This window comes from Vibrio sp. 1-2 (7-a), assembly GCF_013048515.1.
Taxonomy (GTDB): Bacteria; Pseudomonadota; Gammaproteobacteria; order Enterobacterales; family Vibrionaceae; genus Vibrio; species Vibrio diabolicus.
In genome coordinates this window covers 1,367,059-1,382,042 of the sequence record NZ_VHSQ01000001.1, presented here as the reverse complement: position 1 = coordinate 1,382,042, position 14,984 = coordinate 1,367,059, and the positions used below count along the sequence as shown (strand labels likewise).

General features: G+C 42.4%; 18 protein-coding genes. 13 read left to right on the top strand and 5 right to left on the bottom strand.

Annotation, left to right across the window (positions count from 1 at the left end; translation table 11 throughout):
* Positions 1-89 precede the first annotated feature (89 nt).
* Both FKN08_RS06225 and FKN08_RS06220 read left to right on the top strand, forming a co-directional pair.
* On the top strand, positions 90-275 hold the full coding sequence (locus tag FKN08_RS06225; protein ID WP_170891576.1) for a hypothetical protein: 186 nt from the start codon (positions 90-92) through the stop codon (positions 273-275).
* A 104-nt stretch (positions 276-379) separates the two neighbouring features.
* Positions 380-589, top strand: a complete 210-nt coding sequence (locus FKN08_RS06220) for a hypothetical protein (protein ID WP_020840915.1) — start codon at positions 380-382, stop codon at positions 587-589.
* Between the two features lie 347 nt (positions 590-936).
* Here FKN08_RS06220 and FKN08_RS06215 read toward each other — a convergent pair whose 3' ends face one another.
* The 5 genes from FKN08_RS06215 to FKN08_RS06195 form a co-directional block, all read right to left on the bottom strand.
* Positions 937-1,356: a GFA family protein gene (locus tag FKN08_RS06215; protein ID WP_170891575.1), complete on the bottom strand. Its 420-nt coding sequence runs from the start codon at positions 1,354-1,356 to the stop codon at positions 937-939.
* Between the two features lie 156 nt (positions 1,357-1,512).
* A complete protein-coding gene (locus tag FKN08_RS06210) occupies positions 1,513-2,046 on the bottom strand; it encodes a GNAT family N-acetyltransferase (protein WP_069545335.1) in 534 nt (177 codons plus the stop codon).
* The gene (locus FKN08_RS06205) at positions 2,043-2,312 is read right to left on the bottom strand and encodes a DUF1778 domain-containing protein (RefSeq protein WP_225491940.1); all 270 of its coding nucleotides are present in this window, start codon (positions 2,310-2,312) and stop codon (positions 2,043-2,045) included. Before FKN08_RS06205 ends, FKN08_RS06210 begins: the two co-directional genes overlap by 4 nt.
* A gap of 187 nt (positions 2,313-2,499) precedes the next feature.
* Entirely contained in the window at positions 2,500-4,140 is a 1,641-nt protein-coding gene (gene drt4, locus FKN08_RS06200) for an antiviral reverse transcriptase Drt4 (RefSeq protein WP_170891573.1), read from the bottom strand.
* Positions 4,141-4,283: 143 nt separating this feature from the next.
* Complete coding sequence (locus FKN08_RS06195) at positions 4,284-5,240, bottom strand: hypothetical protein (protein ID WP_170891572.1); 957 nt, start codon at positions 5,238-5,240, stop codon at positions 4,284-4,286.
* A 447-nt stretch (positions 5,241-5,687) separates the two neighbouring features.
* Between FKN08_RS06195 and FKN08_RS06190 the strand changes: the two genes are divergently transcribed.
* From FKN08_RS06190 to FKN08_RS06140, 11 genes are all read left to right on the top strand, one after another.
* Positions 5,688-5,930: a type II toxin-antitoxin system Phd/YefM family antitoxin gene (locus FKN08_RS06190; RefSeq protein WP_170891571.1), complete on the top strand. Its 243-nt coding sequence runs from the start codon at positions 5,688-5,690 to the stop codon at positions 5,928-5,930.
* Between the two features lie 12 nt (positions 5,931-5,942).
* Complete coding sequence (locus FKN08_RS06185) at positions 5,943-6,278, top strand: type II toxin-antitoxin system RelE/ParE family toxin (protein ID WP_170891570.1); 336 nt, start codon at positions 5,943-5,945, stop codon at positions 6,276-6,278.
* A gap of 182 nt (positions 6,279-6,460) precedes the next feature.
* Entirely contained in the window at positions 6,461-7,042 is a 582-nt protein-coding gene (locus tag FKN08_RS06180) for a hypothetical protein (protein WP_170891569.1), read from the top strand.
* A gap of 23 nt (positions 7,043-7,065) precedes the next feature.
* Positions 7,066-7,263 (top strand): hypothetical protein, encoded by a 198-nt coding sequence (locus tag FKN08_RS06175; protein ID WP_170891568.1) that lies wholly within the window; start codon positions 7,066-7,068, stop codon positions 7,261-7,263.
* Between the two features lie 22 nt (positions 7,264-7,285).
* Positions 7,286-7,705 (top strand): hypothetical protein, encoded by a 420-nt coding sequence (locus tag FKN08_RS06170; protein ID WP_170891567.1) that lies wholly within the window; start codon positions 7,286-7,288, stop codon positions 7,703-7,705.
* Positions 7,706-7,746: 41 nt separating this feature from the next.
* Positions 7,747-8,655 carry a hypothetical protein gene (locus FKN08_RS06165; protein WP_170891566.1) on the top strand — a complete coding sequence of 303 codons (909 nt, stop codon included), beginning with the start codon at positions 7,747-7,749 and terminating at the stop codon, positions 8,653-8,655.
* Positions 8,645-10,438: a terminase gene (locus FKN08_RS06160; RefSeq protein WP_249373359.1), complete on the top strand. Its 1,794-nt coding sequence runs from the start codon at positions 8,645-8,647 to the stop codon at positions 10,436-10,438. Before FKN08_RS06165 ends, FKN08_RS06160 begins: the two co-directional genes overlap by 11 nt.
* An 11-nt stretch (positions 10,439-10,449) precedes the next feature.
* Positions 10,450-12,555, top strand: coding sequence for a portal protein (locus FKN08_RS06155; RefSeq protein ID WP_170891565.1), 2,106 nt, complete (start codon positions 10,450-10,452; stop codon positions 12,553-12,555).
* A 19-nt stretch (positions 12,556-12,574) separates the two neighbouring features.
* Positions 12,575-13,090, top strand: coding sequence for a hypothetical protein (locus FKN08_RS06150; protein WP_170891564.1), 516 nt, complete (start codon positions 12,575-12,577; stop codon positions 13,088-13,090).
* Positions 13,091-13,166: 76 nt separating this feature from the next.
* On the top strand, positions 13,167-13,652 hold the full coding sequence (locus FKN08_RS06145; RefSeq protein ID WP_170891563.1) for a hypothetical protein: 486 nt from the start codon (positions 13,167-13,169) through the stop codon (positions 13,650-13,652).
* Positions 13,653-13,859: 207 nt separating this feature from the next.
* Positions 13,860-14,972 (top strand): hypothetical protein, encoded by a 1,113-nt coding sequence (locus FKN08_RS06140; protein WP_170891562.1) that lies wholly within the window; start codon positions 13,860-13,862, stop codon positions 14,970-14,972.
* The last annotated feature ends 12 nt before the right edge of the window (positions 14,973-14,984 follow it).

Below are 14,984 nucleotides of genomic sequence, written 5' to 3'. Positions count from 1 at the left end.
TGCGACCTTCGTAGTGATTTTCGTGCGGATTTTACTGTGTTCTTTAACGAGACTATATTCTGAATATATCGAAGAAGAGGCAAAAACCGATGAGCGTGAGCGAGATTAAGCAATTAGAGCGCGATTTAGGTGCCGTGATCGGTTATTTGAGTGCGCCTAAGTTAAGCGCGGTTCAGTTGGTTATTCGCAAGGAAGAGGCAATCAAGCGCCTTACCCGAATGCTAGACGAAGCAAAGTTTCTAAAGCAGCAAAAAAAAATGCATGGTGTTGCATGAGCTATTTGCTGAATTTGAGGGGCGTTCGGCCAGCTCCTTAACGATAGATAAGCTGGTGGACGTTATTAAAGAGTGTAATGAGCATCTAAAGACGGTGTGAGCTTATGGGATACGATCTAGCGGAGTATTTAAAGCAGTTTGGTTTAACAGTTGCCGACCTTGAGGACGAGTCAGGGCGAGGCCGTAATACGCTTTACACTTGGTACAAAAAAGATAAGCAGATTCTTATGTGCATCATTCGATCACGGCTTTCTAGCAAGCTGCAAGTCATTGCCAAAGATATCGAAAACAAACTTTCTATGTTGGAACGATAGTGATATCGGCCATCGAGGTTGAGCATACAGTAAAAACCACGTCTATTGGCGTGTGAGCAAGTGACAATATGAGTATGTAAAGCGTACATACTGTGTGTATTGAGGTGTACGCTGTTTTATCCCTGTAGACTTAGTAAGGCGATGGCCTCACTACGTGAAAGCATCAATACTGGACATCAAGTGAAGTGACTTTCGATGTGAAATTTAAATTGACGTTCTACCACGGCCTTTAAATAATATAACGGCGCGTGAAGGGGGAGCAACGTAACCATACCACTATAAACACGAAACCCAACGACGGAATGAAAAATGCCAATCGTTGGGAGTCATTATTAAACAGTTTGTGTTTAGATCTTAGCTTGGTCAGGGAGCTTTTCATAACTAAGTACATTGCGTAAATTCATAGACCAACTAGCGCAACTACTCATGAAAATTTTTGCCGTAGGCGTAATTGGAATAGGACTATCGAGGCTGCCAGCTGGAACTACTACGCTGTTAATACTATCAGCGAACGTAGGGAGCGCTGACCCACATTTTTGACAAAAACTTTTTACATGCAATGATTTCGGGTACTTATAGGTACTAACATCATCTTCACCCTGCAACCAAGTTAAAGTACTAGATTTAGCAAACAAATTTGCAGCATGTGCTGAGCCGGAGCCTTTTTGGCAGCGAGTACAGTAACACAAGAAGAAAGACTGGAAATCACCTAAAATCTCATATTTTACGCAACCACAAAGGCATGAACCTCGATGTTTATTAGTCATGAAAGCCTCCTTCTTTCGAGTACACATAACTCTCTGCTAAGTGGTGAGCAACGCTACCATGAAAATTCAACCAGACCACAGCAAGCACAAAACCCAACGCGAAGCTGAAAACGCTAAGCGTTGGGAATCACTCTTAAATGCTGTTATATTCGTAGCCTATTGATTAAAAAGCTGTTCTACCGTTTTCATTGGTAAAAACATACGAATACGCCCATTATGTTCACACAATACTTCAAAGCCGAACTTCGTATAGAACGCTTGAGCAGAATCTGTCAGACAGTCCACAACAATTGCGTATGCCCTCATGTGATGATTCACTTCCCACAAATACTTCAGTGCACGAATTAGACTAACCTTTCCGAGTCCAGAGCCATGAAACTCTTTGTGCACAGCTAATTGAGCCAAAAGAAAAACAGGGATTGGATATCTAGGAAGTTTTTTGGCTAGTTGTGCCGGTAATGTTTCTCGGCTGATTGAACTCGGTGCAACACTATAAAATGCGCAAATAGCGAATTTTTGATTTAACAGTGGTTGAGCACTAGGTAAAACCATTGTTCGACTAATGCCTGCTTGCATATGCTTTGCAGCTTGAGTTTTGATAAATGTGTTCAGCTCTTGCTCACCACAGTCAAATGAGTTGCGGTCATGCTTTGATTTACTAAGTTCGACGAACTCTTTACCCCAACTCACTTAATGCCACTCTCATCTGTAAATTTGGCAGCTTCAAGCAAAGCTTGATTCGGTGCTTTTGCTTTATTACACGCGGCCATAAACTCGTCAAAGACACTGCCTTTAACCATAATACTTTCATGCTCCTCAATAACATGAGTCGCATCTTCGTCCATAAGTCTCACAACATATTCAGTGAGACTTTTTAAACCAAGTAAAGCCGATGCTTTTTCGGCTTTTGCCTTGATCTCTTCATCAAGGCGGATATCTAAACGTGCTGTTGCCATAACCCCTCCTACGTACGGACATATTCCGTACCCTGAGAGATTATAGTGCAAACTTAAAGCACATTCAATTTGTACGGAAAGTTTACGGAGTGAGAGAGAGTATAACGCCGTATTAAGGTGAGCGGCGCTTGGCTATACTTGAGCGAAGCGAAAGCGCCAAGCGTTGCGAATCCCTCTTAAACAGTTGTTATACCGCTGATTCCTCGACTTTTTGTACTATTTTGGTCGACAATTTGGTCATTACTCTACTAAACAAAGTAACCCTTGGTTTTGCCTCCTGTTTTAGGGAGCCAAGTTCAATGAAAGTTACTTTATTTTGCTTCAATGTATCAAAAGCTTTTGCGTCATGATTAGACAAGTTTGTCGCTCTATCTTTAATCACTTGCTCTGTTTTACCATTCACAAGGTCTAAATATTTTTCATGTGATTTGTATGGATTATCAATGCGATTATCAAAGTAAAGCTGATATAAAAGAATCCAATATTGGTCAATATCAAACAAAGTTCTCGCTGAAACATCTTTTGCGAACTTTTCGACCTTATCCTTATGGGAGTCGTACAAGTATAGAGTCAGGATTGCCATGCAATCTTGTGTATCGATTACGCGCACTGCAAGTTCACTGCCCACGTTACTATCGTAATATTTGCGAATATAAAACAAACACCAAACCATACCATCTGAGTTTTTATTTTTTATGCATTCATTCAAGGTGAAAATCAGTGACTGGTAATAATTATCACCTTGTTTTTTTGTAGCATATGGAAGTAGCTTAGCCAAAAGAGGAAGTAAAATTGGATAATGCATTGTCAGATTTGATACATACTCCAATAAGCTTAACTTAGCTTGGTTGTTAGCTTTATTCACGAGTGACTTAACCGTGTATTTTAAAATACTTCCACTAGGGTTCTTTTCTTGTAGTTCAACGGCATAATCGAGCATTCGAGTGCAGTAGTATTCATTAACTTTTTTCCGTTGGCTAAGCCTTGAACCGATCTCAGATACCCAGTCAGCAGATGTTGGTTTTGGTAACTTTTTGATTTCTGTTTTCTTGATGTTTAACAGTAAACCATAGGTAGACAATGCCTCAGACAGGTCACGCACAAAACTTTCGGCTTGTTCATATGTATTACAAAATGCAGTGTAATCGTCGATGAAACGGTAAAACTCATAACCTTTGTTCGAAAGTAATTTGTCCACCTCAAATAAGATTATTTCACTAACCACGTTTGATGTGCCGGGACCGATAGCAATGCCCGTAGTTTCGTTACGCTTCATCATCCTTTGGTTTTTATCAAGCTGATTTGCAAAACCACCCTTTGGATTTTTCTTCGCTTTTTGTACGCCCATCAACGCCCACGGAATCGAATGAGTATAAATACTAGGGTAAAAACTCGCGATATCAGAATGAACGATAAACTTTTTTCCATTAGCGCATTGATGATAACGTTTAGTTTTCTTCTTTGATTGCTCATACGTCATTACGATGATGCGCCCATCAGGGTGTGCGACCGGACGGATTATACTATTTTCGTTACTTTCGATGTGCTGCAATTTATCCCAGTTCGATGCAATTTCCTTAACTAAATGGGAATAAGGTAGTGGGTGTGGAATTGCCAGACTGCGATGAACATTATTAAAACGAGTCGCATTGTAGCTACAGTGGTCATATCCGCCACTTCTTAGTGAGATTTCACATAATTTGTCAGCAATATCAGGCGTTAATAGTTCGCTATTAAAAATGCTAGGTAATTCTTCATTTTTATTCTTCTGTAGCGGGAAGTAATTGTATCTAAGTAACGAATCTTTAACGTATTTTTCGTTTATCATTTTTTCCTCGATATTAGAATAAGCGATATAACGCCGCATTAAGGTGTGAGGCACGCAATACGATGCTCCCGAATACCACCTTAATCACTTAAACCAACGCATGGTAAAAATGCCACGCGTACCAAATCTTATTTAGCGCTTTGTTAAGCGGTAATTTTTTTTGCCGTTCTATATCTATAGATTTCTTGGTTGCGTAAAATCCGAGCGATACAATCCTGAAATCCCATCATAAGGTGGTAAGCGTTGTGATTATGGTACTGTATAGTTTTTTTATGATTTGCATATTTAACAAGGAAACCTACAAATGTAGGATACTCAGCACCAATTTGGTTGAATGACTCATCATGCATTAGTGAATGTTTGAAACCATTGAACAGATCATTTGAGATTTCTAGGAAATTTGTTGTGTCCTGCTCATATTCTTCATTACCCATAATGATGTCCTTAACGGGTGTGCTCTTTGTTTTCGGTGAAAGTACTGAACCAATGGATTCATGACTAAGGGTTTTAGTTTTTTCAAATGATGAAATATTCACCAGAAGATCTGTCAGTTGCACTAATGAGTTCAATACCCTACGCATGATAAAGATAATTGATTCCATCTCAGTCTTAAACTCATGTATCGTTGAAGGGTCAAAGGTCGCTGTCCCCTTAGCTGACGAAAAAACAGTATTATTCCCACCGCCTTGCAATATTAGTCGATGCATTTCTACGCACCGCTGGAATTTTTTGTTAATAATAATTAGAGATTGATGAATTCTCATGCCAACTAAATCAGTGTTACATAGTTGAGGTATATTTGGGTATTTCATGAAATCATACACGTTGGGCTCGACATATTGGAACGTGTCCATTTTTCGTCCAGCATAATAATTAATTTTTTCTACAGTAGGTCGCCAAAAATCATCTTTGACTATTTTCCACTCATCATTTTCAAACATAGGAATTTCATCAGCATTGCACTGTTCCAATGGTGGTTTCTTAACAGTTGAACCTGCTGGTATTCCATACCCTTTCTTGGCATTTTCTTCATTTATATCATTTTTCTCCTCTGTACCGAGGTAGAACTTATAATACTGTTCATAATGATAAAGTTGCATTCTAACTCCTATGTGAAGCGCTAACGCTTTCTATCTAGACTTTATCGGCCTTCCATACTCATATCATGCAATTTTTCCAATTATTGTTCAATTGATAGTCAATAGACTAATGAGAGATGATAGATATCAGATTGCAAACTGACGGATAGTTTAAAAAGTTTACTTCGACTACCTTGGATAACTGTAGGTAAGGGAAGCTTCTATCCAAATGAAGTTAATTAGCATCAGTGATAACCAGTAATAGGGTAAAAATGAGTGTGCAATTCCTATTGCAAAAGCTATTTCAATTAGCCGTGTTTTATGCTTAATAAGCATAAAAGCACTTCATCGATCAATCCGGGTTGGGCCAAGCTAAATTTGGTTTAAATTTGGACTGATTTCTGTTTTGGTGTATAGTTAGTAACGCAAACAAATGCTTTTCAAACAACGATGCAAGGAATATCCGCAATGCGTACTGAGACGGTAAGCTACTTAAAGAAAAATGCAGCCGATCTCCCACTGGATGAAGCGATGACGATCACACAAAACGGTAAGCCGATTTATGTGGTGGAATCGTACGAAGAACGACTAAAGCGCGATCAAGCAGTAGCCTTGATGAAGCTTGTTACTATCAGTAACAAGGACGTAGCCCAAGGTCGCACAATGTCATCGAGTTCGTTTAAGGAGAGATTGGCCGCCAAGAAATCATAAGGTGGTCATAAGATGGCCAATGTTGTTTATACGGAAACGTTCGCTAATACAGCAGAAGAACGTATTGACTACTACTCACAATGGAATGATGTCACAAGCGTAGTTGAGAGAATTGAAACTTTGATTGAGACGTTCGAGCAGAACGTTGAGAGCAATCCGGCTATATATCCGGCTTGTTATGAGCTAACTGAGCTTGGCGTGTATCACTTTCGTCAGTTTAGTTTTGATGGGTTCAAACTTATGTATCAATACGACGATGTGACAGATACGGTTTACGCCATGGTTTTGATTAGTGATAAGCAAGATTTGCAGAAAACCCTAGTGGATTACTGTATCCGGTTCTTATAAAACTGATTATTAAAAGCCGCCTTTGAGGCGGCTTTTTTCTGCCTAATGGTCGTTATAGCGGCCTTATTTATCGTTTCCAAAAACATTGTTTTCGTTCGTGTTCGTCTGTTTACAATCAAGAATGTCGAGGTTATATTTTACATGCAAACAAAATTGCGTCTTTCGACACGAGGATGACCAAAATGACCAGCTTAAGAGAAAAACAAATCAAACTTGCTACTGCTGCTATTGCTGATCTTAAAGAGCTGGTGGCGCAAGCAGGCAAGCTACAAATGAACCTTTCTATATCTGGCGTTGAGGCAACTGCAAAGGCCGTTTGTGACTTCTACAACGAGGCGTCACCAATCCAACAAGATTGCTTAAATATTGCATACTGCTGGTGTGGTTCTTGGGGCTCAGAAAACGAAGCGCGTGAAGCATTGGAAACCGTTAAGGGTAATGCAATCAAAGCTCTTGCTTGGAAGCAAAACCGTCTAGAAGTGTTTGAGTGTGAGCATCCAGAATGCCGCCAATGCATTACTATCTATGAAGTGGTGCGCGTTTCTACTAAGCGAGGTGAACCGCTATCAACGCACACTAATTACTTCTCTAGCAAAGAAAGAGTGAAAGCGTTCCTAAACAAGAAATACGACTTCTACGCACCAGATATGGAAGAGAACAGCAAATTCAAATGCATTGAACGCTCAGACTACTCTTTGCAGTTTTACCAAGAAGATCAGGAATATCTAATTGAGTTCTGCATGAACCATGTAGATGTAGAGTAATTGTTTGTTCGGGAGGTATTAACATGAGCACTGAAGTGATGAGTCGAGAAACGTTCAATTACATCTTAATAGCCGTGGAATACTTTGCCATTCTTCTTATGGGTATATTTATTGTTCGTAAACGAAAAATGCTTAAGGGTGAAAAATCTATTTTCGAACAAATGCTTAAGTTAAAAAAGCCAGCGTTAGTGCTGGCTTTTTTGTTATTATTCGTACTATAAGGTTTACATATGAAAAATAGATATGACCGTTTATATTCCCGTCAGACACTTAGGAAAGGCTTTTCTCGAAAGCCAAGCCAAAACACCGACCACACAGCAAAAGGACATTAGCAAGGCTTACCAGAAGCTACATGCACGTGTTCAGCACAGCCTTGCCGGTTTGCCACCATATCAAACCGAAGTTCTATTTCATCCGACTCGTAAATGGCGAATGGATTACGCTTGGCCTGACTTAAAGATTGCCTTGGAGGTTCATGGTGGTACTCATTCAAATGGGCGTCATACTCGTGGCGTTGGCTTTGCAAATGACAGAGAGAAGATGAACGAAGCGCAGCTTTTAGGCTGGATTGTTATTGAGGTTGCTTCGGACAACTTAGGCCAGCTTAGAGACTGGTTAGAACGTGCTTTTAATCATCGAACAAGAATTTTTAACTCCGAATAGTGATAATATGTTTGCGAAATTGAACACTCGGAGTTAGAGAAGTGGCGAGAATTAATTGGGAACGCATTAAAAAACAATACCTTAGCGAATACGAAGAAACTGGCGTTAACGTTAAGACGTTTTGTGTTCGCAATGGTTTAGTCTACTCTACAGCAAGAAAATACTTAAATAACAAACTATTACAGAGAAAACCAAGCGAACAGAACACGAACAACGAAGAAGTTCAGGGCGAAAAATTACAACCCAAAGGGATCACACCGCCCAAAACCAAAATCAAACGTAAGAAAACCTCGAATCAATCAAGTGCCAAAAATGGACACGGTGGCCGTCGAGTCGGCGCTGGCGCTCCAAAGGGGAATAACAACGCTTTCGTGCATGGCTTGATGACTAAAGCATTTGGCAACCTAGTTAAATACTCTCATCAAGTCGATGACGAATTTAAGTTAGAAGTGCATAAGCTTGCCGCTCTTCAGGCGCTTGAGTGCTACACGCAATACAAAGATGAATTAGCCGATTTCCTCAAAGAGCTGGAAGAACGTGGCGATAAACCTACAGAACTAGAGCAGGAGTTTATTGATCGACTTGAGAAACGAATCGAGTCGAGTTTTGGCATGGTTTGCCACCACACCGGAAAGCTTGAGTATTTAGAGGGCCAAATGGCGAACCGTCGATTAACCAATCGAGCAATAAGCAAGGTTATCGCTCAAACCACACAAGTCGAAGTTGATACCAACCTTAAACGCAAAGGCATTGCGTTGGCCGAAGCGAATACTGACAAGGCTAAGGCTCAAGCTGCGCTTGCTCGTCATGATCTCAACCAGAAACAACGTGAAGGTCTAGGCGACGATGATGATCTAGGTATGTTGTTAGATGAAGTTCAAGATTTGGATGACGATGAAATCATTCAGCGCTTCAAAGATAAAGGTGGAGTGTTGAACGATGATGAATGATGGTATTCAGCCGTATAAGGACTCTATTAATGGCCGTGGCATAAACCTAGTTATGCCAGCGCTTACCGATCAACAATTCAACGCGCTTTCTCGGCCAGAGAAACGCCGTTACTTCAGGAACTATATGACCTGTAAGGAATGGCGCTTAAACAACCTTTACAAGATAGAGAATGATAAAGGTCGCGTTGTCACGTTTCGAATGCGTGACGCTCAGAGAGACCTATTTGAAACAGCCCATACCTTTGAATTGATTCTTAAAGCGCGTCAGTTGGGCTTTAGTACCTTTATCGACTTGTACGCGTTGGACTCGTGTTTATTCAATAAGAACTATGCCGCAGGTATCATCGCGCAGGACTTGGAAAGTGCTGGCACTATCTTCCAGACAAAGGTTGTCTTTCCATATAACAATTTGCCTAATTACTTGCGTTCTCGCATTCGTGTAGTTCAACGAGCTGGTGGCGCTAACGGTGGCCGACTCAGTTTTTCTAATGGTTCACGAATCCGTGTTGCAACGTCATTCCGTTCCGGTACGTTGCAGTTTCTACATATTTCAGAGTTGGGCCGTATTTGTGCAGGTTACCCACAAAAGGCCAAAGAGATACAAACAGGTTCTATGCCTACTGTTCACGAAGGTTGCAAACTCTTTATTGAATCGACGGCAGAAGGCGCGGCAGGACTCTTTTTTGAGTTGTGTAAGAAAGCCGAGGAACGAGCACATAGTGGAGTGAAGTTAGGTGCTAAAGATTTCCACTTTAGATTCATTCCTTGGTTCACTCATCCTAGATATTATTCACCATTGCCATTAGGCGGATTGAAGCTATCCAAATACTTTATTGAATACTTTAAGTCGATTGAGCCATTCGTGATCCGTCACTTGGGAAGGCCGTTAACGGATGAGCAAAAGCAGTGGTATGTCGAAACCTATAACCACTACGAAGAGTACACAAAACAAGAGTATCCAAGTACACCACAAGAGGCGTTCTTAACGTCAGGTCGTCGTGTATTTAGCGCTCCTTCCTGTATGGCTGCGGAGTCAGCTTGTACCAAACCGTTGCTTGTCTATGACGTTAATCCAGAGACCGGCGCAATGTTTGATGTTCGAGATAGCGTAAACCGTGAAGGTAAAAGCGAGAACATGCAGAACGGATTGCAGGGCTACTTGCTTATTTGGGAATTGCCTGATCCAGAAAAGGATTACTCCCTTGGCGCTGACGTTGCGGAAGGCCTGGAACATGGGGACAGAGGTTCAATTGATGTATTGGACGAAACTGGCAATCAAGTTGCTCATTGGTTTGGTCATATCGATACAGACCAGTTTGCAAAGATTATCGCAATCATTGGCAAGATGTACGCAGGTAAAAACGGTAGAGCGGCCTACGCTGCGCCAGAAAGAAACAACCACGGCCACGCCGTTTTAAACGTGCTACGCGATATCTATCCAATATCCAGAATCTACCAAGAAGAACACCACGACAAGGAAGACGAGGACGAAGAAACAGGGCGATTAGGCTGGCTTACCACTCGTAAATCCAAGCCGATAATTATTTCAAACTTAAATGAGCAATTGCGCAATAATACGTCGGGCATTCGATGGATCGGGACAGTTACAGAGCTGAATACCTATGTTTATGACTCCAAAGGAAGCATGAACGCAATTGAAGGCGCATTTGATGACCAAGTGATGAGCTATGCGATTGCGCTAGAAATGGTTGTTCGAATGCCTAGAACCATGACCAAGTTACCGCCACGCACCAAGCGAACAAGCGATTGGCGTACTAAGTAAGGGGAGAATTTATGGTTTGGAATGAAGACCATGCGGAGCATGACGGCAAGGGCTTTAACCTTACTCAATTGCGTCGATTAGTCTCAAACGTAGAAGCACAACCAAACTGGCGCGATCCAGCGCAAAAGTGTTGTGATTACTATGACGGTAACCAACTAGCTCCTGAAGTAAAGCAGGTTTACGAAGAGCGTGGACAGCCGGTCATTATCAACAACTTAATTGCACCAGCAGTTGATGCCGTTTTAGGTATGGAGGCAAGAACACGGACTGACCTTATACTTGCTGCCGATGACGATGAGGGTGAAGAACTACGCGAGGCGCTTCAGGAAAAATTCAAAGATGCGTGGCGACTTGCACGAGCTGACCGCGCTAATGCTGATGCTTATGCTTCACAAATTAAAGCGGGCATTGGTTGGGTAGAGGTTACCCGAAATGATGATCCTTTCTATGGTGGCAATTACAACATCAAGCCAGTTCGCCGTCAGGAAATGTGGTGGGACTGGAATGCTCAAGAGGCTGATCTGTCTGATGCTCGATGGTTGCTGCGGAAACGTTGGGTAGATGTAGATGAGGCTATTGCTCATTTTCCTGAACATGCCGAAATCATTCGTCAAGCAATGAACAATTGGGAAGACTTCGCAAATCTTGAAAGCTACGAAGAGCAAGACCAAGACTTGCTTGCTGCTTACCATGAGTTTGAGAGTTGGGATAGAAATACATCTGAATGGTTAGATCAGGCTCGTGGGCGTATCTGTTTACAGGTTATCTATTATCGTACATTCAGACGCGGTTATGTTATCGACCTAAAGAACGGGCGAACCGTAGAGTACAATCCTAATAACATTGCTCAAGCTGTTGGCGTGAAAATGGGTAAGTTCAAACCACGAATTGCTAAATGGTCAGCTGTACGAGAAGCATGGTTTGTTGGTATCCATAGGATTGTTGATCGTAAATCTGTCGCACCGAGCGGATATTTTCCTATTGTGCCGTTCTTCGGTTATCGCATGGATAAATCCGGCCAACCTTACGGGGTTGTAAGCCGAATGATTAGTGCTCAGGATGAGATTAACTTTCGTCGTATGAAGCTGACTTGGTTATTACAGGCCAAGCGCGTCATTGCTGACCAAGATGCAACAAACTTGAGTCGCGAGGACTTGCTAGAAGAGGTCGAACGCGCAGATGGTTACATTGAGTTAAACCCTGATCGCAAGAACAAGAAATCAATCAGTGAAGCTATCCAGATTCAGCAAGATTTCAATATTGCGAGTCAGCAGTTTACTGTTATGCAGGACTCAATGAAGCAAATCCAAGACGTTGCTGGTATCTACAATGCAATGTTGGGCCAAGACTCTTCAGCCACCAGCGGAGTCGCTATTAACTCACTAGTGGAACAAGGCGCGACTACGCTAGCAGAGATCAATGACAACTATCACTATTCGAGAACACGAGTTGCTGATCTGTTAATGGCCTATCTAATCGAAGACCTAGCGAAGCAAAGCAATATTGCTGTAACTATCAACAAGCAAGACGCCCATAAGCGAAAAGTCATTCACCTAAACGTGACCAATGACGACGGCACAGTGACCAACGACGTTAAGCGTTGGAAAGGTCATATCGCTCAAGCTCCAATCCAGCAAACGGCTACATTCCGCGCTCAAATGGCTCAACAACTAACCGCGTTAGTTGCTCAATTGCCACCACAAATTCAAATGGCAACGCTAGATATGGTTATCGAGTTATTGGATGTACCTAACAAGCAAGAGATTCTGAATCGTATTAGACAGACTCTAAACCTTCCAAAAGCGCCGGAAGATATGACGCCAGAAGAACAAGCAGCTATGCAGGAAGAACAACGCAAGCAGCAAGAAATGGCTGAAATTCAAATGCAGCAGCTACAAAACGAGGTTGCTTTAGGTGCGGCCAAGGTTGAAGAGCTACAAGCCAAGATTGCCAAACTACAACGCGATGCAGAAAGCCAAGAGGTCAAAGACAACAAGGTTGAGGCCGAAACTGCGAAAGTTTTACAGGAGGTCGCAGAAGTCAAAGCACAGGCAGATAGCACGGTTAACGCAATATTAGCGAACATCGACCAGCAATTGCTAAACCTTCAAATCTAAATGTAAGAGGTAACTAAAAGTGTGGGAACAAGTTAAAAACATTGTGGGCGAAGCCGCCCCGTTGGTTGGTTCATTACTTGGCGGTGCCACTGGTAAAACAATAGGTACCCTAATTGCTGGCGTTCTTGGTGTTAAAGATACGCCGGACGCCGTTATTAAAGAGCTGATGGCTAACCCTGAAGCTCTAACAAAGATTGTTGAGTTTCAGGCTCAACACTCAGTCAAGCTACAAGAAATGGCGCTGAACCAATTATCTATGCAGCTAGCAGATACAGAAGACGCGAGAGATGCACATGGCGATCACTGGATGCCTTCAGCGTTGACTCTGATCTTGTGTGTCATGGTGTCAGGTATGTTTTGCTCATTGTTTTGGTGGACGGTTCCAAAATCATACGAGCAACTAATTATCATGATCGCAGGTCAGGTAATGGGCGCGTTCTCAACGGCTATCGTGTTTTGGCTAGGCTCAACGATGATGCAGGGCTTGGGTCGTACAAAGCAACCAATGAAGTTTATGAAGTGGGAAAGTAAGTAAATGAAATTACTAGTCGAGTGTAAGCCGAATACCGAAATATGAGTGCATAAGACGTAATTGTTTGGAGAGAAAAGCCATGTATGACAAACGACTAAGAAGCTATCGACCTAAATGGTTTAAGACTTGGGAACTTGTGAGTAAAGCTGCTTATCAGGCGCGTGGTGAAAAGGCCATGCTTGGTATGGATGCTCGATTGCTGGTCACCATTGATGAACTGCGAACGCTGCTTAGTGAAATCGATCCTAAGAAAGCGGCGCTTATCTGTAACAACTGGAAAATTGGTGGTTCTCGTGGTTACTCAGGTCTGCGACTTGCGAGTGACAAATATTTCACACCATTCTCTGCGCATGGTAGAGGGCAGGCTGTTGATTTAATTAGCAATCATTACGCAGCTCAAGAATTGCGTGATTTGATTATCAAACACAAAGAGCGGTTCCCTTACCTAACGAGAATGGAAGAGGGTGTTAGCTGGTTGCACTTGGATGTGTTCAACTTACCAGAAGATGCGCCAGAGAATTCAATCCTGTTATTTAATAAATCAGGTGAGACTCGTTATGTCTAGGTAATCATCGAGCGTTAATTTTTGGTTTGCATTGGTGAATTTGTGGTACATTTATTAGCAAATTAAGTGTGCGGTGAAAAATTAACGCAACACGAGAACATAAAAAAGCCAGTTAGCGCGATTGCGTTAGCTGGCTTTCTTGTTCGCAAGTGCGGCGATAAGCACAAACCAGACGCAAGCGCAGCGATAAGCGCACATGAGGGGATTATGACTATAGAACTTGACCAAGCACTATTAACTGGCAACGTCGAAGACATTGACGCACTGCTAGATGAAATTGACCTAGATGACGATTTGGGCGTTCTTAGCGGTGAAAATGACCAAGATAACCATTCGACTGATAACGAAATGGGCGTAGGCGAGGAAGATGAGGCACTACCAAGTGTTATTGATACTACTCAGCCAAAAGGTGACGCCAACCTAGATAAATCAGAGCAAGGCCAAGAGCCTAAAACGAATGCGGCCAAAGATAGCATTGGGGTTCGAGAGATTGATGGCAAGCTCTACATTGAAGTTGATCCAGACAATGCAACGGTAGCAAGTAAGGACGGTAAACATACGATTCCTTATGCAGTTCTAGAAAAGGCTCGCAATCAGGCGAGCGAAGCGTCGAGCCGTATGCAAGAGCTAGAGCAACAGCTAAGTGAAGCTACAACCGCCAAGGAAAAACTACAGCTATACACCAAGCAATTAGAAGAAGCTGGCATTACGCCTGAAAAGCTACCTGAAGAATTGCTTAACGATGAAAATGCGCTCAATACGATGCGTGATGAGTTGCCAGAAACGGCAGCGAATTTGCTAACGGCATTGGTTAAGCGTTTTCAAAGTAAGGCTGAGACCACTCAACAAGAAGCCAATGACGGAGTTAACGAAGTTACTAACGCGCTAAACGCTGACGAACTTACAGAGCTTCGTACTTGGGAAGAGAGTGATCGTGACCGTTGGGATATGGCCTTAGTCATCGACAACAAGCTCAAGAATGATCCAGCGTTCCAAGCCATGCCACTACAAGAGCGCTTTGCAGAAGTGCAACGCCGAGTGAAGGCTGCTTTCGGTGATCCGGTTCAAGCGTCAATTGATGTTGAAAAGGCACAGAAACAAGCCGAGCAAGGCCAGCAGCAACCTCAACAAACGGCAGAAAAACAAACCGTTGTACCTAATTCACCGTCTAGTCTAGGTGGTTCTTCACTGGACACTACGGCGGCAGCTAATCAGGCATTGTTGAATCAAGACGCACTAGCGCTTGAGCAATCACTTGCCAATATGTCGCCAGAGAAGGTTGAAGAGTTCTTAGCTCAAGCGGTGATAGCTCTAGATTAGTCGAGGATTTCA